This window comes from Rhizobacter sp. P5_A1 (assembly GCF_056400745.1).
The window spans coordinates 49,982-68,720 of sequence record NZ_JBFUKR010000016.1 but is presented as its reverse complement, the minus strand read 5'-3'; the positions used below and the strand labels follow the sequence as shown (position 1 = coordinate 68,720).

Annotated in this window: 22 protein-coding genes; 13 read left to right on the top strand and 9 right to left on the bottom strand. The window is 70.3% G+C overall.

Features of this window, described 5'->3' with window-relative positions:
* Positions 1-64: 64 nt before the first annotated feature.
* Both ypfJ and dcd read right to left on the bottom strand, forming a co-directional pair.
* Positions 65-952: a KPN_02809 family neutral zinc metallopeptidase gene (gene ypfJ / locus AC1DTW_RS17835; RefSeq protein WP_477982643.1), complete on the bottom strand. Its 888-nt coding sequence runs from the start codon at positions 950-952 to the stop codon at positions 65-67.
* Between the two features lie 76 nt (positions 953-1,028).
* On the bottom strand, positions 1,029-1,598 hold the full coding sequence (dcd, locus tag AC1DTW_RS17830) for a dCTP deaminase (protein ID WP_477982642.1): 570 nt from the start codon (positions 1,596-1,598) through the stop codon (positions 1,029-1,031).
* Between the two features lie 134 nt (positions 1,599-1,732).
* On the opposite strand from dcd, the gene AC1DTW_RS17825 reads away from it, so the two are divergent.
* Complete coding sequence (locus AC1DTW_RS17825; RefSeq protein ID WP_477982641.1) at positions 1,733-2,260, top strand: Mpo1 family 2-hydroxy fatty acid dioxygenase; 528 nt, start codon at positions 1,733-1,735, stop codon at positions 2,258-2,260.
* Between the two features lie 3 nt (positions 2,261-2,263).
* On the opposite strand, the gene mobB is transcribed toward AC1DTW_RS17825, so the two are convergent.
* The gene (gene mobB / locus AC1DTW_RS17820; RefSeq protein WP_477982640.1) at positions 2,264-2,905 is read right to left on the bottom strand and encodes a molybdopterin-guanine dinucleotide biosynthesis protein B; all 642 of its coding nucleotides are present in this window, start codon (positions 2,903-2,905) and stop codon (positions 2,264-2,266) included.
* 24 nt (positions 2,906-2,929) lie between these two features.
* On the opposite strand from mobB, the gene AC1DTW_RS17815 reads away from it, so the two are divergent.
* Complete coding sequence (locus AC1DTW_RS17815) at positions 2,930-3,991, top strand: DUF6352 family protein (protein ID WP_477982639.1); 1,062 nt, start codon at positions 2,930-2,932, stop codon at positions 3,989-3,991.
* Here AC1DTW_RS17815 and AC1DTW_RS17810 read toward each other — a convergent pair.
* A complete protein-coding gene (locus AC1DTW_RS17810) occupies positions 3,942-5,081 on the bottom strand; it encodes a substrate-binding domain-containing protein (RefSeq protein WP_477982638.1) in 1,140 nt (379 codons plus the stop codon). The genes AC1DTW_RS17815 and AC1DTW_RS17810 overlap by 50 nt on opposite strands.
* Before the next feature lie 67 nt (positions 5,082-5,148).
* On the opposite strand from AC1DTW_RS17810, the gene AC1DTW_RS17805 reads away from it, so the two are divergent.
* The 11 genes from AC1DTW_RS17805 to AC1DTW_RS17755 all read left to right on the top strand — a co-directional run bounded on the left by AC1DTW_RS17805 (position 5,149) and on the right by AC1DTW_RS17755 (position 15,363).
* Positions 5,149-5,874, top strand: a complete 726-nt coding sequence (locus tag AC1DTW_RS17805) for an ABC transporter permease (RefSeq protein WP_477982637.1) — start codon at positions 5,149-5,151, stop codon at positions 5,872-5,874.
* A complete protein-coding gene (locus AC1DTW_RS17800; RefSeq protein ID WP_477982636.1) occupies positions 5,871-6,587 on the top strand; it encodes an ATP-binding cassette domain-containing protein in 717 nt (238 codons plus the stop codon). Before AC1DTW_RS17805 ends, AC1DTW_RS17800 begins: the two co-directional genes overlap by 4 nt.
* A complete protein-coding gene (locus AC1DTW_RS17795; protein WP_477982635.1) occupies positions 6,584-7,456 on the top strand; it encodes an ABC transporter substrate-binding protein in 873 nt (290 codons plus the stop codon). The genes AC1DTW_RS17800 and AC1DTW_RS17795 overlap by 4 nt, the downstream gene beginning before the upstream one ends.
* A 34-nt stretch (positions 7,457-7,490) precedes the next feature.
* A complete protein-coding gene (mobA, locus tag AC1DTW_RS17790; protein WP_477982633.1) occupies positions 7,491-8,093 on the top strand; it encodes a molybdenum cofactor guanylyltransferase MobA in 603 nt (200 codons plus the stop codon).
* Positions 8,086-9,408 (top strand): molybdopterin molybdotransferase MoeA, encoded by a 1,323-nt coding sequence (gene moeA, locus AC1DTW_RS17785; RefSeq protein ID WP_477982632.1) that lies wholly within the window; start codon positions 8,086-8,088, stop codon positions 9,406-9,408. The genes mobA and moeA overlap by 8 nt, the downstream gene beginning before the upstream one ends.
* Before the next feature lie 82 nt (positions 9,409-9,490).
* A complete protein-coding gene (locus tag AC1DTW_RS17780; protein WP_477982631.1) occupies positions 9,491-10,885 on the top strand; it encodes an esterase-like activity of phytase family protein in 1,395 nt (464 codons plus the stop codon).
* 61 nt (positions 10,886-10,946) lie between these two features.
* Positions 10,947-11,549, top strand: a complete 603-nt coding sequence (locus AC1DTW_RS17775) for an RNA polymerase sigma factor (protein ID WP_477982630.1) — start codon at positions 10,947-10,949, stop codon at positions 11,547-11,549.
* Positions 11,546-12,184: a zf-HC2 domain-containing protein gene (locus tag AC1DTW_RS17770; protein WP_477982629.1), complete on the top strand. Its 639-nt coding sequence runs from the start codon at positions 11,546-11,548 to the stop codon at positions 12,182-12,184. Before AC1DTW_RS17775 ends, AC1DTW_RS17770 begins: the two co-directional genes overlap by 4 nt.
* Positions 12,181-13,455: a S8 family peptidase gene (locus tag AC1DTW_RS17765; protein WP_477982628.1), complete on the top strand. Its 1,275-nt coding sequence runs from the start codon at positions 12,181-12,183 to the stop codon at positions 13,453-13,455. The genes AC1DTW_RS17770 and AC1DTW_RS17765 overlap by 4 nt, the downstream gene beginning before the upstream one ends.
* Before the next feature lies 1 nt (position 13,456).
* Entirely contained in the window at positions 13,457-14,158 is a 702-nt protein-coding gene (locus AC1DTW_RS17760) for a TorF family putative porin (RefSeq protein WP_477982627.1), read from the top strand.
* Positions 14,159-14,253: 95 nt separating this feature from the next.
* Positions 14,254-15,363: a TIGR03118 family protein gene (locus tag AC1DTW_RS17755; RefSeq protein WP_477982626.1), complete on the top strand. Its 1,110-nt coding sequence runs from the start codon at positions 14,254-14,256 to the stop codon at positions 15,361-15,363.
* Between the two features lie 10 nt (positions 15,364-15,373).
* On the opposite strand, the gene AC1DTW_RS17750 is transcribed toward AC1DTW_RS17755, so the two are convergent.
* From AC1DTW_RS17750 to fdh3B, 5 genes are read right to left on the bottom strand one after another with little or no spacing between them, the layout of a single operon-like run.
* Entirely contained in the window at positions 15,374-16,192 is an 819-nt protein-coding gene (locus AC1DTW_RS17750) for a formate dehydrogenase accessory sulfurtransferase FdhD (RefSeq protein WP_477982699.1), read from the bottom strand.
* A 38-nt stretch (positions 16,193-16,230) separates the two neighbouring features.
* Positions 16,231-16,620 (bottom strand): hypothetical protein, encoded by a 390-nt coding sequence (locus AC1DTW_RS17745; RefSeq protein WP_477982625.1) that lies wholly within the window; start codon positions 16,618-16,620, stop codon positions 16,231-16,233.
* 22 nt (positions 16,621-16,642) lie between these two features.
* Entirely contained in the window at positions 16,643-17,833 is a 1,191-nt protein-coding gene (locus AC1DTW_RS17740) for a formate dehydrogenase subunit gamma (protein WP_477982624.1), read from the bottom strand.
* Positions 17,834-17,845: 12 nt separating this feature from the next.
* Entirely contained in the window at positions 17,846-18,070 is a 225-nt protein-coding gene (locus tag AC1DTW_RS17735) for a hypothetical protein (RefSeq protein WP_477982622.1), read from the bottom strand.
* 11 nt (positions 18,071-18,081) lie between these two features.
* On the bottom strand, positions 18,082-18,708 hold the full coding sequence (gene fdh3B, locus AC1DTW_RS17730) for a formate dehydrogenase FDH3 subunit beta (protein WP_477982621.1): 627 nt from the start codon (positions 18,706-18,708) through the stop codon (positions 18,082-18,084).
* Between the last annotated feature and the right edge of the window lie 31 nt (positions 18,709-18,739).

Sequence of the window (18,739 nt, the reverse complement as noted above, 5' to 3'; positions counted from 1 at the left end):
CCGCTGAGGTCCACGAGGTGGACCTCTTCGTGGTCCATGGCGGCCCGGCGCCGGCCCGAGCCGCTCAGAGCTGGCGGGTTTCGAAGGTGTTGCACTGATCCGGGCTACCTGACTCGAAGCCGCGCTTGAACCAGCCGACGCGCTGCGCGCTCGTGCCGTGCGTGAAGCTCTCGGGCACGACCGCGCCGCGCGACTTGCGCTGCAGCGTGTCGTCGCCGATCTGCGATGCGGCGTTCAGCGCGGTCTCGATGTCGCCCTGCTCGAGCCGCCAGGTGCTGACGGCCTGCGAGCGCTTGGCCCAGACGCCGGCGAAGCAATCCGCCTGCAGCTCGAGGCGCACGCTCATCGCGTTGGCCTGCGCCTGGCTGCCGCGCTGGCGCGCCGCGTCGACCTTGTCGCTGATGCCGAGCTGGTTCTGCACATGGTGGCCGACCTCGTGCGCGATCACGTAGGCCTGTGCGAACTGGCCCGGTGCGCCCAGGCGCTGGCTCAGCGTGTTGAAGAACGACATGTCGAGGTAGACCTTGCGGTCGGCCGGGCAGTAGAACGGGCCCATGGCCGCATCGCCCTGGCCGCAGCCGGTCGGTTCGACGTCGCTGAACAGGCGCAGCTTCGGCGGCTGGTAGGTCTGGCCGGCATCGCGGAACACGTCGGTCCAGACCTGCTCGGTGCTGCTCAGCACCTGCGAAACGAATCTGGCCTGCGTGTCGCCGGCCGGCGGCCGCGCGGCCGGCCGGGGTGCGCTCTGCTGCATCGGCGTTCCGCCGCCGCTGAGCAGACCCAGCACCTGAAGCGGGTTGATGCCGAAAATCCAGCCCGCCACCAGCGCAATCGCCACGGTGCCCAGGCCGATGCCGCCACCGCCACCGAATCTGAAGCCACCGCCCCCGCCGCCGTCCGATCCGCGCGCATCCTCGACGTTCGAGCTCTCTTCCTGACCATCCATCCTCATCGCGCTGCTCCTTGGCTGCTCACGCGCCGCAGGTCGATGCGCCGGCCGTCGCGTGAGGCGATGGTAGCGCGCGCTGTCAGGTCTTCGGCAGGGTCACGCCGCGCTGGCCCTGGTACTTGCCGCCGCGGTCCTTGTAGCTGGTCTCGCAGACCTCGTCGCTCTCGAAGAACAGCACCTGCGCGCAGCCCTCGCCGGCGTAGATCTTGGCCGGCAGCGGCGTCGTGTTGCTGAACTCGAGCGTCACGAAGCCTTCCCATTCGGGCTCGAACGGCGTCACGTTGACGATGATCCCGCAGCGCGCGTAGGTGCTCTTGCCCAGGCAGATCGTCAGCACGTTGCGCGGGATGCGGAAGTACTCCATCGTGCGCGCCAGCGCGAAGCTGTTCGGCGGGATCACGCAGACATCCGCGTGGATGTCGACGAAGCTCTTCTCGTCGAAGTTCTTCGGGTCGACGACCGTGCTGTAGATGTTCGTGAAGACCTTGAACTCGGGTGCGCAGCGAATGTCATAGCCGTAACTGCTCGTACCGTAGCTGACGATCCGGTTCCCGGCCTCGTCGGCGCGGACCTGCCCCGGCTCGAACGGTTCGATCATGCCGGTGGTCTCCGCCATGCGGCGGATCCACTTGTCGCTCTTGATGCTCATGCGCGCCCCTGCGGAAGATGCACGGATTGTAGGGATCGCGTCACGGCGCCCCCCCGTTGCCATGGCCCCCCCGGTGGCGCCTGCATAGCGATTCGCCTAACATTCACACAGCAAGACCACCGATGGAGACTGCGATGCGTGCTGCCACCGATCTGCTCAGCGGGTACGCCCGATACCACCGCGATCAACGCAACATCGTCAGTCACTTCATCGGCGTGCCGATGATCGTGTTCGCGATCGGCGTGCTGCTCGCACGTCCGGCCTTCGGCCTCGGCGGCCTCGCGCTCAGCCCGGCCTGGATCGCGTTCGCGTTGAGCACGGCCTGGTACCTGACGCGCGGCAACCTCGTGCTCGGGATCGCGGTGAGTGCGTGTGTCGGCGGCTTGCTGCTCGGCGCGCACCAGGTCGCGTACGGCAGCACCGCGGCGTGGCTCGGTTGGGGCGTCGGCAGCTTCATCGTCGGCTGGGTGATCCAGTTCGTCGGCCACTGGTACGAGGGCCGCAAACCGGCCTTCGTCGACGACATCGTCGGCCTGCTGGTCGGCCCGATGTTCGTGACCGCCGAGGCGCTGTTCATGATGGGCTGGAACAAGCCGCTGCTCGCCGAGATCGAGCGCCGCGCCGGCCCGACCGTGCTGCGCGACATCGCGAGAATCGCCTAGGCCCTAGTCGGCCGTCGCCGGCTTCGCATACGCGAAGCGTTCGGCGTGCGTGAGCAGGAACGCCGTCACCGCTTCGACATCGTTCAGGTCGAGCACCGGCAGACCGGTCGGCTCGGGCAGTTGCGTGGCGCTGTCGGTGCAGATCGCCACGATGTGCGGGTCCTGCGGATACTGCGCCGGCTTGTCGGTCGCAGCGCGCCAGATCTCGATCTTCGGCAGCGCGGCGCGCTTGAAGCCTTCGACCAGCACCCAGTCGCAGCCGGCGAGCTCGTCGATCAGGTCGTGCACGGTCGGATCGGCGCGCGTCTCGAACTCGCGGATCTTCGCGAGGCGCCGGTCCGATGCGATCACGACCTCGAACGCGCCGGCGTTCCGATGCCGCCATGAATCCTTGCCTTCGTGGTCGATGTCGAACGCGTGGTGCGCGTGCTTGACGACCGAGACGCGCTGCCCGGCGAGCTTCAGGCGCACGATCAGCTGCTCGACCAGCGTGGTCTTGCCGGAACCAGAATAGCCGCAGAAGCCGATCACGTTCATGGTCGCGAGGGTCGTGAGAAGTTGTTTCGGGAGGCCGCGAACGAACGCGCGCCGGCAGTGTATGCGGGGCGCGCCAACCCACGCTCCGATAATGGCGCGCGGCGCCATCCTGCCGACTTCATTCCTTCCGACATGCACGACTTCTGGCCCGCGAGCGGTCATGCCCACCTCGAACCGACATCGCGCGGCTGGCTGCGGCCGACCGACGCCTGGCTGCGGCCGTGGCTCGAGGGGCCCGAGCTCGCACTGGTCGAGGCATCGTGCGCCGCCGAGACCGCGCTGCACGACGCGCTGCTCGCGTCGCCCTCGCGGCGCGTGTCCGGCGCCGAACTCGACGCGATTGGCGACGCCGATGCGCGCGCCAACTACCGGATGTTCCTCGCATTCCGCGACGCGCTGCTCGGCGCCGGCACGCTCGAGGCCTACTACCTCGGCCTGATGCGCAGCGGCCGCGTGACGATCCCGCCGGCCTTCGTCGAACGCATCGTGCAGGCGATCGTGCGGCACCTGCTCGACGCGAGCGGCGACGCGTTCGAGGCGCGCGCCGCCGAGATGCTGTTCCGCCCGCAGCGCCTCACGCTGACCGATGGCCGGTTGCTCGCCGCCGACCTCGCGACCATCGACCTGCTGAACGAAACCGCCGGCTTCGGCGATCTCGGCCGCCTGCTCGTGCAGAGCAATGCGCCGATGGCCGCGCTGCAGATGACGGTGCTGGGCGCCGACAACGCCGCCGAGTACTGGCCGCGCAGTGCGCGCCACGTGTTCGTGCTCGACCTGACGCACGAAGTCTCGAACGAAGTCGGCCATGGCCTGATGTTCACGTTGACCCGCGCGCACTCGGGGCTGAAGGCACTCGCGCGCGTGCTCGAGCGCTGGGTCGCGCACCTGCTCGGCGTGCAGGTCACGATCACGCCGCTGCAGAAGATCGACGACGACGCCTGGCGCTGGCACCTCGGCCTCGATGTCGAATCGACCGCGCTGCTGAACGACCTGTACGAAGACCGGCCGGTCGAGGCGGACCGCCTGCAGCGCCTGGTCAGCCTGTTCCGGCTCGACTTCGCGAACCCCGGCGAGATGCGCACCGATGTCGCCGGCAAGCCGGTCTACCTGGGACTTGCGATGACCGCCGACGGCACGCTCAAGCTCAAGCCCCAGAACCTGCTGCTGAACCTGCCGCTCGCGACTTCGATGTAGCGGATTTTTCCTTGCGGTAGTTCCACCACGGCAGCACCTGGCGCAGCGACAGCACCTCGCCGCAGCGCTCGGCGGCGTGGCCGGGGATCGCGTCGAGTGCCGCTCGCCACGCGGGCGACTGCAGCGCCTCCAGCAGGCTCAGCACATGCGGGTGCTTCAGGTGCGCGGCGAGCGTGACGAGGAAGTACTGCTCGTGCACGAGCGGCACGAAGTCCAGCCCCTTCGCCTGCGCGGCCGGCAAGGTGCCGAAAGCCGCGTCGGCGTGGCCGCTCGCGACAGCCTCGGCCGCGGCCTGGTGCGAGCGTTCGCCGCGTTCGAACCCCTCGATGCGCGAGCTTGCGATCCGCGCGGACGCCAGCAGTTCGTCGAGCACGACGCGGGTGCCGCTGCCGCGCGGGCCGTTCGCGAAGCGCAGCCCGGCACGCGCGAGATCACGCACCGCGCCGATCGCCGACGGGTTGCCGGGCGCAACGATCAGGCCTTGCGCACGCCGCGCGAAGCCGATCAGCTTGTGGCGCCCGGGCTTCAGCAGGCTGCGGTAGGTGCGCGCGGTCGGCGAGCGCAGCGATGCCGCGGTCAGCGCGTGGAAGCCGGCGAGCAGGCAGCGCCCGTCGTTCAACGCGGCGAGCGCGTCGACGCTGCCGGTGAATTCGAGGTCGAGGTGCAGCTGCGGGCCGAGGCGATCACGCAGGCGCGGCAGCGCCTCGTCGAAGCTGGCGAACAGCGTGACGACGCCGGCGCTGTCGTCGAATGCGAGCGCGAACGCGCGTTCGAGCTCGCTGCGCAACGCCTCGATCTGCGGCGCGAGCCGCGCCAGCGCGCGCCGCTCCGACCACAGCAGCTTCTCGCCGAACGGCGCGAGCGTGGCCGGCTGGCCCTTCGCCCACAACACCAGCGGCTGGCCGAGCTCGACCTCCCAGCGCTTGAGCTCACCCCAGACGTGGCGATACGAAAGCCCGAGCCGGCGCGCGGCGCCCGAGATCGAGCCGGTCGCGTGCACCGCGGCGAGCATCGCGAGCAGCGGATGGTGCAACGCGCGTTCCGGCTGCCGCTCGTCGGACAAGGTGTAGGCCAGTTGCACCCTATGCATGGAAGTTCATATCGCATTGCGCAGCGCGCGCCGTGGAAAATCAGCCAACAAGTATGAGAGATGTCCGTTGAGCGCCTTCGCCGAGAGTTTTCGCACCGCCGTCGCGCTGGTGCTCGAGGTCGACCCGGTGCTGTGGCGCACCGTGCGCCTGTCGCTGCTGGTCAGCGTCTCGGCGTGCGTGATTGCCGCCGGCTTCGGCCTGGCGGGCGGCGCCTGGCTCGCGGTCGCGCGCTTCCCCGGCCGGCGCCCGCTGCTCGCGCTGCTGAACACGCTGCTCGCGCTGCCGTCGGTCGTCGTCGGGCTGGTCGTGTACCTGCTGCTGTCGCGCAGCGGGCCGCTCGGCGCCTGGGGCATCCTGTTCACGCCGGGCGCGATGGTGATCGCGCAGACGATCCTGGTGCTGCCGGTGATCGCCGCGCTGTCGCGCCAGCTCGTCGCCGACAGCCTGCGCGACGGCGGCGACCAGCTGCGCTCGATGGGCGCGCGGCCGTTCACCTGCGCGCTGCTGATGCTGCTGCACGAGCGCTGGGCGGTCGCGACGATCCTGCTGACGGCGTTCGGCCGTGCGGTCTCGGAGGTCGGCGCGGTGATGATCGTCGGCGGCAACATCGACGGCGTCACGCGCGTCATCACGACGACGATCGCGCTCGAGACAAGCAAGGGCGACCTGCCGCTCGCACTCGCACTCGGCCTCGTGCTGCTCGCGCTGGTCGGACTCGTGAACGCGGGCATCGCGATGGCGCAGCGCACCCAGCTCGTCGCCGCGATCAACACATCGGCGGCGGCGCGATGAGCAACACCCGGGCCGCCGCGATGCTGAGCCTGGAGCATGTCGGCGTGCGCCATGGTGCGGTGACCGCGCTGCGCGAGGTCAGCCTGCGCATCGAGCGCGGCGACTTCATCGCGCTGATCGGCGCCAACGGCTCGGGCAAGACGACGCTGCTGCAGGCGCTGCACGGCCTCGTCGCGCACAGCGGCTTGCGCGTCGTCGCGCCGCAGGCGGCGGCGCAGGTGATGGTGTTCCAGCGTCCGTTCATGCTGCGCCTGTCGGTCTGGAACAACCTGCGCGTCGCGCTGTGGCTGGCGCGCGTACCCGCCGATGAACGCGGCACGCGCGCGACCGAGGCGCTGCGGCGCGCCGGCCTGCTCGAGCTGCGCGACCGGCCGGCGCGGGCGCTGTCGGGCGGCCAGCAGCAGCGCCTCGCGCTCGCTCGCGCATGGGCGACACGCCCGGCGCTGCTCTTCCTCGACGAGCCGACCGCGAACCTCGACCCGTCGGCGAAGAAGGAGATCGAGGCGCTGCTCGTCGACCTGAAGGCCGACGGCATGACGATGGTGATGAGCACGCACAACCTCGGCCAGGCCAAGCGCCTCGCGACGCGTGTGGTCTACCTCGATCACGGCTCGATCCGCGCCGATCTGCCGACCGCGCGCTTCTTCGGCGAGCAGGTTGATGCCAGGGCCGACCTGTTTCTCAAAGGCGAACTGACATGGAACGACGAATGACAACAACGAAGATCGTGACGCTCGGCCGCCGCGCCGCCCTCGCCTGCGGGCTGGTCGCGCTCGGCGCGCTCGCGCAGCCGGCCGCGGCCCAGGACAGCAGCAACCGCTCGATCGTGATGGCCTCGACCACCAGCACCGAACAGTCGGGCCTGTTCCCGCACCTGCTGCCGGTGTTCATGAAGGCGCGCGGCATCGAGGTGCGTGTCGTCGCGGTCGGCACCGGCCAGGCGCTCGACATGGGCCGGCGCGGCGACGCCGACATCCTGTTCGTGCACGACCAGCCGGCCGAGGAGAAGTTCGTCGCCGAAGGCCACGGCCTGTCGCGCCGGGCCGTGATGTACAACGACTTCGTGCTGATCGGGCCGGCCAACGACCCGGCCGGCGTGCGTGGCCAGGACATCGTCGTCGCGCTCGGCCGCCTCGCGAACTCGAACGCAGCCTTCGTCTCGCGCGCCGACAAGAGCGGCACCCACGCGGCCGAGCTGCGCTACTGGAAGAGCGCCGGCATCGACGACCCGGCCGTCAAGGTTGCCGGCAAGCTGTTCGACTACCGCGGCTGCGGCTGCGGCATGGGGCCGGCATTGAACATCGCGTCGAGCGCCGATGCCTATGTGCTCGCCGACCGCGGCACCTGGCTCGCGTTCAAGAACCGCGGCAACCTGAAGGTGCTGGTCGAGGGCGACCGGCGCTTGTTCAACCAGTACGGCGTGATCGTCGTGAACCCGGCGAAGCACCCGCAGACCAAGACCGAACTCGCGCAGGCGTTCTCCGACTGGATCGTGTCGCCCGAAGGGCAGGCGACGATCGCGGCCTACAAGATCGGCGGCGAGCAGCTGTTCTTCCCGAACGCGGGCATCGCAACCCGATGACCCGCGCCGGCGCCGGCGAAATACACTGCCGCGCATGATCGACAAACAAGACATCACCGGCCTGATCCTGGCCGGCGGCCGCGGCAGCCGCATGGGCGGCGTCGACAAGGGCCTGCAGAACCACCACGGCATGCCGCTGGCGATGCATGCACTGCTGCGTCTGGCGCCGCAGGTCGGCCAGATCCTGATCAATGCGAACCGCAACCTCGGCGCCTACGAGTCGATGGGCGTGCCGGTCTGGCCCGACACGCTGGCCGACTACGCCGGGCCGCTCGCGGGCTTCCTGACCGGCCTGGAGCGCTGCGAGACGCGCTACCTCGTGACCGTGCCCTGCGATTCGCCGCTGTTCCCGGCCGACCTGGTCGCGCGCCTCGCGCAGGCGCTCGCCGCCGACGATGCCGAGATCGCGATGGCCGCAACGCGTGACGACAGCGGCGCCCTGCAGGTCCAGCCGGTGTTCTGCCTGATGAAGACCGAGCTGATCGAAAGCCTGCTGCGCTTCACGCAGGGCGGCCAGCGCAAGATCGACAAGTGGACCGCGCTGCACCGCTGCGTCGAGGTGCCGTTCGACGATGCGCTCGCGTTCGCGAACGCCAACACGCCCGACGAATTGAAGGCACTGCAGCAGCATGGCTGACGCCACGGCCCCGAAGCTGCCGCGCTCGCTGCGCGAGATCGCCGCGGTCGTGGCTGGCTACGACCCGCAGGCGCTGCCGGTCGCGCAGGCGCAGGAGTTCATCGCGCGGCTCGTGCCGAAGCCGCAGACGGTCGAGATGCTGGCGCTGCGCGCGGCGCTCGGCCGCGTGCTCGCGCGCGACATCGTCTCGGCGATCGACGTGCCGGCGCACGACAACTCGGCGATGGACGGCTATGCGCTGCGCGGCGCCGATCTTCTGCAGGACGCGGTCACCGTGCTGCAGGTCGCCGGCAGCGCGTTTGCGGGTCAGGCCGGCCAGGCCGACGTGGCCAGCGCCGCCCCGGGCCAGTGCGTGCGCATCATGACCGGCGCGGTGATGCCGGCCGGTCTCGACACGGTCGTGCCGCAGGAATTCGTCAAGGTCGACGGCGAGCGCGTCAGCATTCCCGACGGCGTGGTTCGGCGCGGCGACAACCGCCGCCTCGCCGGCGAAGACCTCGCGCGCGGCGAGGCTGCGCTGACCGCCGGCCGCGTGCTGCGCCCGGCCGATCTGGGCCTGCTCGCGTCGCTCGGCCAGGCCGAGGTGCCGGTGTTCCGGCGCCTGCGCGTCGCGTTCTTCTCGACCGGCGACGAGTTGCGCTCGATCGGCGAGACGCTGCCCGCCGGCTGCGTCTACGACAGCAACCGCTACACGCTGTGGGGCATGCTCGAGCGGCTCGGCGTCGAGCTGATCGACATGGGCGTCGTGCGCGACGACCCCGCGGCGCTCGAAGCGGCGTTCCGCGCCGCGGCGCGCGATGCCGATGCGGTGATCACGTCGGGCGGCGTCAGCGTCGGCGAGGCCGATCACACGAAGATGGTGATGGCCAAACTCGGCGACGTGCTGTTCTGGCGCATCGCGATGCGGCCGGGCCGGCCGATGGCGATCGGGCGCATCGGCGGCGGCGACAGCGATGGCCACAGCGCGATCCTGTTCGGCCTGCCCGGCAACCCGGTCGCGGTGATGGTGACCTTCTACGCGCTGGTGCGCGACGCGCTGCTCGCGATGAGCGGTGCCACCGCGCAGGCGCTGCCGATGCTGCGCGCCGCCAGCGTCGAGGCGATCCGCAAGAAGCCCGGCCGCACCGAGTACCAGCGCGGCATCGTGACACGCGCGGCCGACGGCGCCTGGCAGGTGCGCATCACCGGCTCGCAAGGCTCGGGCATCCTGCGCAGCATGAGCGAGGCGAACGGGCTGGTCGTGCTGCACCACGCGCAGGGCAACGTCGCGGCCGGCGAAGCGGTCGACGTGCTGCCGTTCGACGGCCTGGTCTGACGGCGCAAGCCCGCCGGGCCTGTCACGGGCCGGTCACATCGGCCGGCGAGGATGCTCGGTTCCGTAACGCCGAGGACTCCGAATGATCTCCACGAAGAAAAAGGCCCTCTCGATCGCAGCCGCGCTGGCGCTGTGCGCCTTCGCCGCCGCGCCGGCCCGTGCGATCGACCTGATCGCGATCGGCAAGATGCCCGGCACGCTCGCGGACCACTCGGGCCAGGGCGCGCTGCTCGAGAACGGCGTGCGCGGCGATCTGCTCGGCGGCGTCGGATCGGGCCTGGCCTGGGCCGGCGGCAACACCTTCCTGGCGCTTCCGGACCGCGGCCCGAACGCGGTCGCGTGGAATCCCGCGGTCGACGACACGAGCAGCTACGTGCCGCGCTTCCACACCTTGCAGCTGGACCTGCAGCCCGTCGCCGATGCCGGCACCGGGCTCCCGTTCACGCTGACGCCGACGCTTCTCGGCACCACGCTGCTCTACAGCCACCAGCCGCTGAACTACGGCGGCAGCGTCGCGGGCTACCGCGCCGAGCCGGCCGCGAACGTGCCGTCGCGCCACTACTTCTCGGGGCGCTCCGACAACTTCGATCCGACGACGAGCTCGGGCGACACCCGCGACGCGCGCTTCGACCCGGAGGGCATCCGCGTCTCGGGCAACGGCAAGTTCGTCTACATCAGCGACGAGTACGGCCCCTTCCTGTACCAGTTCGATCGCAGCTCCGGCGCGCGCGTGCGCGCGATCCGTCTGCCCGCGAAGCTCGCGGTGGCGCACAAATCGGCGCGGGGCGCCGTCGAGATCTCGGGCAACACGGCCGGCCGGGTCGCGAACAAGGGCATGGAAGGCCTGGCGATCTCGCCCGACGGCAAGACGCTCTTCGGCTTCGTGCAGAGCCCGCTGATCGAGGACGGCGGCGACGGCGGCCGCGCGAACCGCATCGTGAGCGTCGACCTGGAGACCGAGGCGGTGCACGAGTACGCCTACGACAACTACCTGGCCGACAAGGCCAAGGCCTACAACAGCAGCGAGGTGCTCGCGCTGAACGGCCACGAGCTGCTCGTGCTCGAGCGCGACGGCAAGGGCCTCGGCGACGACAGCAAGGCGGTGGTCAAGCGCATCTACAAGATCGACCTCGCCGGCGCGACGGACGTGAGCGGCCTGAGCGGCGCGGCGGCGCTGCTGCCGAACGCGGTCGGCAAGTCGCTCTTCCTCGACATCGTCGCCAAGCTCACCGCAGCCGGAATCCAGGTCGAGAAGATTCCGGCCAAGCTGGAAGGGATGGCGTTCGGCGAGGATGTTGTTGTCGACGGGGTCGTCAAGCACACGCTGTACATCGGCAACGACAACGACTTCCTGGCGACGACGCCGGGCGGCCTGTCGAATCCGAGCCAGTGGTTCGTGTTCGCGTTCACCGCGGCCGACCTCGCGGGCTCGCCGTTCGTCAACCAGCAGTGGAGTGGCGGCATCGGCAGCCGCTGAACCTTTTCGCGGCGATTGGCATTAACCTCCGCGGGAGGGCGTTCCCCCCGGAGGGTGCTCATTGCTGCGTGACCACGCCGATCGAACCCGGGCCCCACCCGGCCCCGCACGCCAGACCGACGCGCCGGATGCGGCGCTCGTCGCGCGCGTCGTCGCGGGCGACGTGCACGCGTTCGAGTCGCTGTACCGGGCCTACCACCCGCGCCTGAGCCGCTTCATTGGCCTGATGACCCCGCGTCGATCGCTGATCGAAGAGGTGCTGAACGACACGATGCTGGTGGTCTGGAGACGCTCCGAGGCCTACAACGGGCAGTGCAAGGTCTCGACCTGGATCTTCGCGATCGCGTACCGCACGACGCTGAAGGCCCTGCGTCACCAGGACGAACCCGTCGGCGAGCCGGCGCCTGAGCAACTGCTATCCGACGGCGCGGGCCCGGAGCGCCAGCACAGCGGCCGCGAAACCAGCGCCGCGTTGGCGCGCGCGCTCGAAAGCCTGTCGGCCGAGCAGCGCAGCGCGCTGGTGCTGACCTACTTCCACGACCTGCCGTACGCCGAGATCGCCCAGATCGTCGATTGCCCGGTCGACACCGTCAAGACGCGCGTGTTCCATGGCCGGCGCCGGCTGCGGGCGCTGCTGTCCGGCGAACTGGAGGATTGGCTGTGAAGGCGCGCATCCTCGCGCTCGACAGCGACGAGCATCGGCAGGCTGAACTGCTGCTGCCCTGGTACGCGAACGGCACGCTGGATGCGGCGCAGCGCGCGCGGGTCGAAGCGCATCTCGCGCAATGCCCGCGTTGCCAGATCGACGCCGCGTTTCAGGCCCGGCTGCGGGAGGTGGGCGACAGCCTCGTTGCGCCCGCCGCCGACGCGGCGCCAGGCTGGGCCGCGCTTCGCGGGCGACTCGATGCGGAGCCGGCGGCTGCACGGCACCCGGCCGCCGGCCGCCGCCGGCGCTGGACCGGCTGGTGGCCGCTCGCGGTCGGCGTGCAAGCCGCGGTGATGCTCGGGCTGGCGATCGCCTGGGTCGGCGCGACGCTTCGCCCCGAGCCGTACCACGCGCTCGGCGCGGCGACGAGCGTGCCGGCCGCGAACGCGCTGGTGGTCTTCCGCCCCGAAGCGACCGAGGCGCAAATCCGGGCCGCGCTGCGCGCGAGCGACGCGCGGCTGGTCGGCGGGCCGACGGTGACCGACGCCTACCTGGTGCAGATCGCCGGTCCGGTCCCGCAGGCTCTCGGGCGACTGCGCGCGCAGCCGGCCGTGGCACGCGTGGAGTCGCTCGTCAGCGCGAGTTCGCGATGAGCATCAGGGCGTCGATCGCGGCCTGGATCGCGTGCTGCGCGCTGGCCTGCTGGGTGGCACGTGCCGGCGCGATCGAGCCGGGCCGAACGACCGGGGCCACGCGCCTCGATTCGCCGCAGCAGGTGCTGGTGCTGCTGAACCTGCCGGTCGCGCACTTTCGCGCCGACGGCAACTACTCGGGCGGCTACGCCAACACCGCGGGCGCCGCGGCCCGGCGGCGCATCGCGCAGTCGCTCGCGAGCGCGCATGGCCTGACGCTGGCGAGCGAATGGCCGATGCCGACCCTCGGCCTCGATTGCTACGTGATGGAGGTGCCCGCGCTGCAGGCCCCCGATGCGGTCGCCGCGCAGCTGGGCCGGGACCCGCGCGTCGCGTGGGCGCAGCCGATGAACGTCTTCCGGCCGCTGGCCCATGACGATGCGCTGTTCAGCCTGCAACCCGCGGCGCGCGAGTGGCAGCTGGACGAACTTCATGCCTCGGCGACGGGCCGCGACGTGCGCGTCGCCGTCATCGACAGCGGTGTCCAGCTCGATCATCCCGATCTGAACGGGCAGGTCGCGCTGAGCATGAACCTGATCGGCGACGAGCCTTCCGTTGCCGAGAACCACGGCACCGCGGTCGCCGGCATCATCGCCGCGCGTGCCGACAACCAGGTCGGGATTGCCGGCATCGCGCCGCAGGCCAGCCTGCTGGCGTTGCGCGCCTGCTGGCAGGCCGCCGAGACGACGCTGTGCAACACCCTCAGCCTGGCGCGTGCGCTGCAGGCGGCGATCGAGCAGGGTGCGCAGATCGTGAACCTGAGCCTGGGCGGGCCGCCCGATCGCCTGATCCGGCGCCTCGTGGAGGCCGCGCTGAAGCGCGGCATCGGCGTGGTCGCCGCGGTGAATCGTGCGGCGGCGGATGGCGGCTTTCCGGCCGGCATCGACGGCGTGGTCGCGGTCACCGACAAGCCGTCTGCAGCGGAGCCGCCCGCCGCATGGGCCGCGCCCGGCACCGACATTCCCACGACCCTGCCCGGCTCGCGCTGGGCCACGGTGTCGGGCGCGTCCTATGCGGCCGCGCACGTCAGCGGCCTGCTCGCGCTGATGCTCGATGCGCAGGCGCGCAGCGGCAAGGCGCGCGCGTCGTCGTCGATCGGCGCCGATCTCGTGCGGCGTGCCGACGGGCGCGTCGATGCCTGTGCGAGCCTGACGCGGGCCGGCGCGGCATGCGCCTGCGCATGCGACGGCGCCTCACGGACCGCGCCGATCGCCCCGATCGCGCGGCACTGATGTGCACGCGCCTCGATCACGCTGGCGTCGCTACCCGGCCGCCGGCGTCGTCGGGGTGGCGCTGGCCTTCAATGCGCACGCGCAGCTGGGTGCGAGCGTTGCGGCCGATTCGGACTACCGCTTTCGCGGGGTCTCGCTGAGCGACTCGAAGCCGTCCCTGCGCGTCACGCTGAACTACGATGCGCCGGTCGGGTGGTATGTCGGCGCATCGGCGACACGAGCCGAGCTGGCGCACGACGAGCGCTACATGCAGTGGCTCCCGTACGCCGGCCATGTGATGCGGCTCGACGACAGCCGACGCCTCGAATTCGGCGCCAGCTTCTCGCACTTCAGCGGCAACTCGGGCTACGACTACAGCGAGGCCTACGTCGGGCTGCTGTCCGATCGCTGGAGCGCGCGCGTGTACTACGCGCCGAACTACTTCGGGCGGCATGTCCGCTCGGCATACGCGGAACTGAATGCCCACACGTCGCTGAACCCGAACCTGCGCCTGTTCGGCCACATCGGCGCGCTCGCGCCGCTCGCCCACAACGACACCGGCAGCGCCAGGACGCGCTTCGATCTGCGCATCGGCGCGGGGCTGGCGCTGCGCGATGTGGATCTGCAGCTGGCGTGGGTCGCGGCCACCCGTGGCGGCCCCTATCCAGCGGTCTACGACGGCCGCCGTGCCGCGCTCGTCGGGAGCGCGTCGATCTCGTTCTGAACCTTCGTCGTCGGCTTGAACGCGCGTGCCGCGAGCCGGCATACACGGGGCGACGCCGCGCTCGGGCGGCGTCACACATCAACGAGGAGACATCGATGAACGCTTTCCGCTCGATCCCGGGGTGGCTGCTCACCTGTGCGGCTGCGATGGCAATGACGTCCTGCGGCGGCGGCGGGGACGACAACGGTTCGGCGAACGGCATGAGCTACGTCGCGACCAACCTCGTCTCGGATGTCAACACGTCGAGCAACCCGTACAGCACGTCGAACGTCGATGCGCATCTGGTGAACCCCTGGGGGATCGCGTTCAACCCGGCCGGCTTCGTCTGGGTCGCGAACAACGGCACGTCGACCTCGACGCTGTACGACGGCAACGGCATGGCGCAGACGCTGATCGTGACGATCCCGGCCGGCAGCGCCGGCGAGGCCGCGCCGACCGGCATCGTGTTCAACGGATCGAGCGGATTCCAGATCACGCAGGGCGGCGTGAGCGGCACCAGCGCCTTCATCTTCGTCGGCGAGGCGGGCACGCTGGCCGCGTGGTCGCCGAGCGTGAACCTGAACAACGCCGTCACGGTGTTCGACGGCGCCTCCGAGTCGAAGATCTACAAGGGCCTGGCGATCGCGAGCCAGGGCGGTGCCAGCTTCCTGTACGCGGCCGACTTTCACAACGGCGTCGTCGACATGTTCGACTCGACGTTCGCGCGCGTCGGCGCCGCGACCGCGTTCACCGATGCCACCTTGCCGGCCGGATACGCCCCGTTCGGCATCCAGGCGATCGGCGACCGGGTCTACGTCGCCTACGCGAAGCAGGACGCTCAGGCGGAGGACGAAGTCGCCGGCGCCGGGCTCGGCGCGGTCAACGTGTTCGACACCGCCGGCGCGCTCGTGAAGCGGCTGATCCCGGTCGGCGGCAAGCTGGACGCGCCATGGGGCATGGCGCTCGCGCCGGCGAACTTCGGCCCGTTCAGCAACGCCCTGCTGGTCGGGAACTTCGGCGACGGAAAGATCAACGCCTTCGACCCGTCGACCGGTGCCTTCCTCGGCACGCTGTCGAAGCCCAACGGCACACCGATCGTGATCGATGGCCTGTGGGGCATCGCGTTCGGCAACGGCATCAACAACCAACCGACCAACACGCTGTTCTTCGCCGCCGGGCCCGCCGACGAGACGCATGGCGTCTACGGCCGCATCGACAACCGCTGAGCGACGGGTCCTATCCGCCCGAGGCACTCGCGACGACGCGCGCCGGCTCGGGCTCCGAATCGAAGCGGTCGAAACCGCTGTAGCAGATGAAGTGCCGGTTCGTCGCGCGGCCGAACAGCGCGAGGCCGAGCCGGTTCGCGAGCTGGTGGCCCATCTGCGTGATGCCGCTGCGCGAGACGACGATCGGCACGCCCATCTGCGCCGACTTGATCACCATCTCGCTGGTCAGCCGGCCGGTCGTGTAGAAGGCCTTGTCGCCGCCGCCGACCCCGTGCAGCCACATCCAACCGGCGATCGTGTCGATCGCGTTGTGGCGGCCGACATCCTCGACGAACATCAGCAGTTCATCCTGACGGAACAGCGCGCAGCCGTGCACCGAGCCGGCCGATTTGTAGGTGCTCTCCTGGATGCGCATCGCGTTCAGCAGGCCGTACAGCGCGTGCTGGCTGATGCGTGCCGAGGGCTGGTCGGCCGCGGGAAGCCGGATCGATTCGAGGTCGCCCATCAGGTCGCCGAACACCGTGCCCTGGCCGCAGCCGGTCGTCACGACGCGCTTCGCGGTCTTCTCGTCGAAACGCTCGATGCCGGCGCGGGTCTTGACCGCGGCGGCCTGCACGTCCCAGTCGACGGTGATCGATTCGATGTCGGCGACCGAGTCGACGAGGCGCTGGTTGCGCAGGTAGCCGAGCACCAGCAGCTCGGGCGCGGCACCGAGCGTCATCAAGGTGACGAGCTCGCGCCTGTCGACGAACACCGTCAGCGCGCGTTCGGCGGGGATCGAGATGTGCCGCGTCGCGCCGAACTCGTCGAGTACGTCGACCTCGTGCATCAACGGGGCCGAGGCGGCGGTCAGGCGCGGCGTGCGGGTCACTTCTTGGTCTGGCCCTGCTGCTCGGCGGCGGTCGCCTTCGAGCTTGGCGGCGCGTTCGCGGTCTTCGCCGGCGAATGCGCACCGGCGGCCTCGAGCGGCGCCGAAGCGGCGGCCGGCGCGATGAACGGCCCGGGGTCGGCACAGGCCGGCGTCTCGACCGCGGCGGGTGCTTCGCGGCCGGCCGCCTTCTCGCTCTTGCGATACTGCTCGGCGCTGCGGTTCATCGCCTGGCACAGCTGGTAGGCGGCGACCTTGTCGGTCCACGCGGTCTTCGCGGCGGCAGCGGCCGCCTTGGCCTTCGCTTCGTCGTTCGGCGCCGGCAGCTTCGCGAAGGCCGGTGCGGCCAACAGCGCGCTGATGATCAATGCGGGAATGGCGGATCGCATGCGGGGTCGTCCTTGTGCTGTCTCAAACCTGCGCGGCAGGCCGTCCCTCGGGCGGCGGCGTGCGTTGCGCCGGGATCTTGCCGGCCTTGATGTCTTCGTACCAGTACGGGTGATGCTCCTGGGCCCAGCCTTCGTCGACCTGGCCGGTCTTCATCGCGGCATAGGCGTCTTTCATGCCGAGCGTGCCGATGTAGATGTGACCGAGGAACATCGCGATCATCAGCACCGTCGCGACACCGTGGACCATGTGCGCGATCTGCATGTCGCCGCGCAGATAGGCCATGCCCGGGATCACCTTGTCGAGCACCAGCCCCGAGGCGACGACGATGCTGCCGAGCAGGAACACGCCGCCCCAGAAGATCAGCTTCTCGCCGGCGTTGAAGCGCCCGGACGGCGGCTCGCTGCCGCCGAACAGGCCGCCGCCGCGCTTCAGCCACTGCAGATCGCCGCGGCCGGGGAAGTTGTCGCGCACGAACGTGCAGAACACGATCACGAGCGAGACGGCGAACAGCGGCCCGGCGAAGTTGTGCGCGGTCTTCAGCGCGTAGGTCAGCCAGCCGAACAGCGCGCTGCCGACCAGCGGCAACAGCAGGAACTTGCCGAACGCCATCACGAGACCCGAGATCGCGAGCACGCTGAACGCGGTCGCGTTGGCCCAGTGCGCGGCGCGCTCGAAGTAGGTGAAGCGCTCGATCGTGCGGCCGGTGTACGGCACGTGGCCGCCCATCCTGCCCTTCGCGAAGTAGAACAGCGCGATGGCGAGCAGCACGACCAGCACCAGCGAGCCGCCATACGGGATGATCCAGTTGTTGCGCACCTGGCGCCAGGCTTCGCCGGCGTTCGTGAGGCGCGAGCCGGGGTACTGCACGAACTCCTGGATCAGCACGCCCTTCTCGGCGCCGGGCAGGTTGGAGAGGCCCTTGTTGACGCCCGAGTCGTGCACGCTGCGCCAGAACGGCGCGTTGTTGCCGGGCTGGCTCTTCGCGCGCTGCGCGTTCGTCTCGTCGGCCTTCGGCTCGGCCGGCGCGACGAAGCCGGCCGGCGCACCGGCGTTCGCCGATGCCGATGCCGACGCCGACGCCGACGCCGACGCCGATGCTGCGGCGCCGGGCGTGTTCTGCGCGCTCGCGAACGCGACGGCCAGGCCCGCCAGCAGGCTTGCGAGTGCGCGGGGTGCCTGTCGGAGGGCTTGTCGCACGAGCGGGCTTCGCATCACGTCGTCTCCTCAGCGCAGGTAGTCGTTCTGCGCCTGATTGCGCTGGCGGATCTGCTGCTCCCAGGCGGCCTTGTCGCCGCTCTTCCAGCCCGCCGCCATGTGCGCCGGATTCGCGGCGTCGGACGTTGTCCAGGGTTCGGCGTCGGCCTTGCGCGCCGACGCGTCCATCGTCTGCGACTTCTCGCCGCAGGCCGCGAGCGACAGGCTCAGCGCCGTCGCGGCGCCGAAGGCCAATGCGCGGCCGATCACTTCTTCACCCCGACCGGCGCGGCCGAGCTGGTCTGCGTCGGCTTGCCGTATGCAGTGCCCCAGCCCCAGACCTCGCTGCCCTTGCCGCGGTTCAGCACGCGGGTGCGGAAGATGTCGGCCACGACATCGCCGTCGCCGCCGAGCAGTGCCTTGGTCGAGCACATCTCGGCGCAGGCCGGCAGCTTGCCTTCGGACAAGCGATTGCGGCCGTACTTCGCATTCTCGGCGTCGCTGCCGTTGGCCTCGGGGCCGCCGGCGCAGAAGGTGCACTTGTCCATCTTGCCGCGCAGGCCGAACTCGCCGTTGCTCGGGAATTGCGGCGCACCGAACGGGCAGGCATACGAGCAGTAGCCGCAGCCGATGCAGACATCCTTGTCGTGCAGCACGACGCCTTCGTCGGTGCGGTAGAAGCAGTTGACCGGGCACACCGCCATGCACGGTGCGTCGGAGCAGTGCATGCAGGCGACCGAGATGCTCTTCTCGCCGGCCACGCCGTCGTTCAAGGTGACGACGCGGCGCCGGTTCACGCCCCAGGGCACGTTGTGCTCGGCCTTGCAGGCCGTGACGCAGCCGTTGCACTCGATGCAGCGCTCCGCGTCGCAGATGAACTTCATTCTTGCCATCGGATTCTCCGGTGTGTCGTCGTGATCAGAG

Coding starts and splice junctions, on each gene's coding strand:
- ypfJ (WP_477982643.1), bottom strand. CDS start 952: ATGAGGATGGATGGTCAGGAAGAGAGCTCGAACGTCGAGGATGCGCGC.
- dcd (WP_477982642.1), bottom strand. CDS start 1,598: ATGAGCATCAAGAGCGACAAGTGGATCCGCCGCATGGCGGAGACCACC.
- AC1DTW_RS17825 (WP_477982641.1), top strand. CDS start 1,733: ATGCGTGCTGCCACCGATCTGCTCAGCGGGTACGCCCGATACCACCGC.
- mobB (WP_477982640.1), bottom strand. CDS start 2,905: ATGGCGCCGCGCGCCATTATCGGAGCGTGGGTTGGCGCGCCCCGCATA.
- AC1DTW_RS17815 (WP_477982639.1), top strand. CDS start 2,930: ATGCACGACTTCTGGCCCGCGAGCGGTCATGCCCACCTCGAACCGACA.
- AC1DTW_RS17810 (WP_477982638.1), bottom strand. CDS start 5,081: ATGCATAGGGTGCAACTGGCCTACACCTTGTCCGACGAGCGGCAGCCG.
- AC1DTW_RS17800 (WP_477982636.1), top strand. CDS start 5,871: ATGAGCAACACCCGGGCCGCCGCGATGCTGAGCCTGGAGCATGTCGGC.
- AC1DTW_RS17795 (WP_477982635.1), top strand. CDS start 6,584: ATGACAACAACGAAGATCGTGACGCTCGGCCGCCGCGCCGCCCTCGCC.
- mobA (WP_477982633.1), top strand. CDS start 7,491: ATGATCGACAAACAAGACATCACCGGCCTGATCCTGGCCGGCGGCCGC.
- moeA (WP_477982632.1), top strand. CDS start 8,086: ATGGCTGACGCCACGGCCCCGAAGCTGCCGCGCTCGCTGCGCGAGATC.
- AC1DTW_RS17780 (WP_477982631.1), top strand. CDS start 9,491: ATGATCTCCACGAAGAAAAAGGCCCTCTCGATCGCAGCCGCGCTGGCG.
- AC1DTW_RS17765 (WP_477982628.1), top strand. CDS start 12,181: ATGAGCATCAGGGCGTCGATCGCGGCCTGGATCGCGTGCTGCGCGCTG.
- AC1DTW_RS17755 (WP_477982626.1), top strand. CDS start 14,254: ATGAACGCTTTCCGCTCGATCCCGGGGTGGCTGCTCACCTGTGCGGCT.
- AC1DTW_RS17750 (WP_477982699.1), bottom strand. CDS start 16,192: ATGCACGAGGTCGACGTACTCGACGAGTTCGGCGCGACGCGGCACATC.
- AC1DTW_RS17745 (WP_477982625.1), bottom strand. CDS start 16,620: ATGCGATCCGCCATTCCCGCATTGATCATCAGCGCGCTGTTGGCCGCA.
- AC1DTW_RS17740 (WP_477982624.1), bottom strand. CDS start 17,833: ATGCGAAGCCCGCTCGTGCGACAAGCCCTCCGACAGGCACCCCGCGCA.
- fdh3B (WP_477982621.1), bottom strand. CDS start 18,708: ATGGCAAGAATGAAGTTCATCTGCGACGCGGAGCGCTGCATCGAGTGC.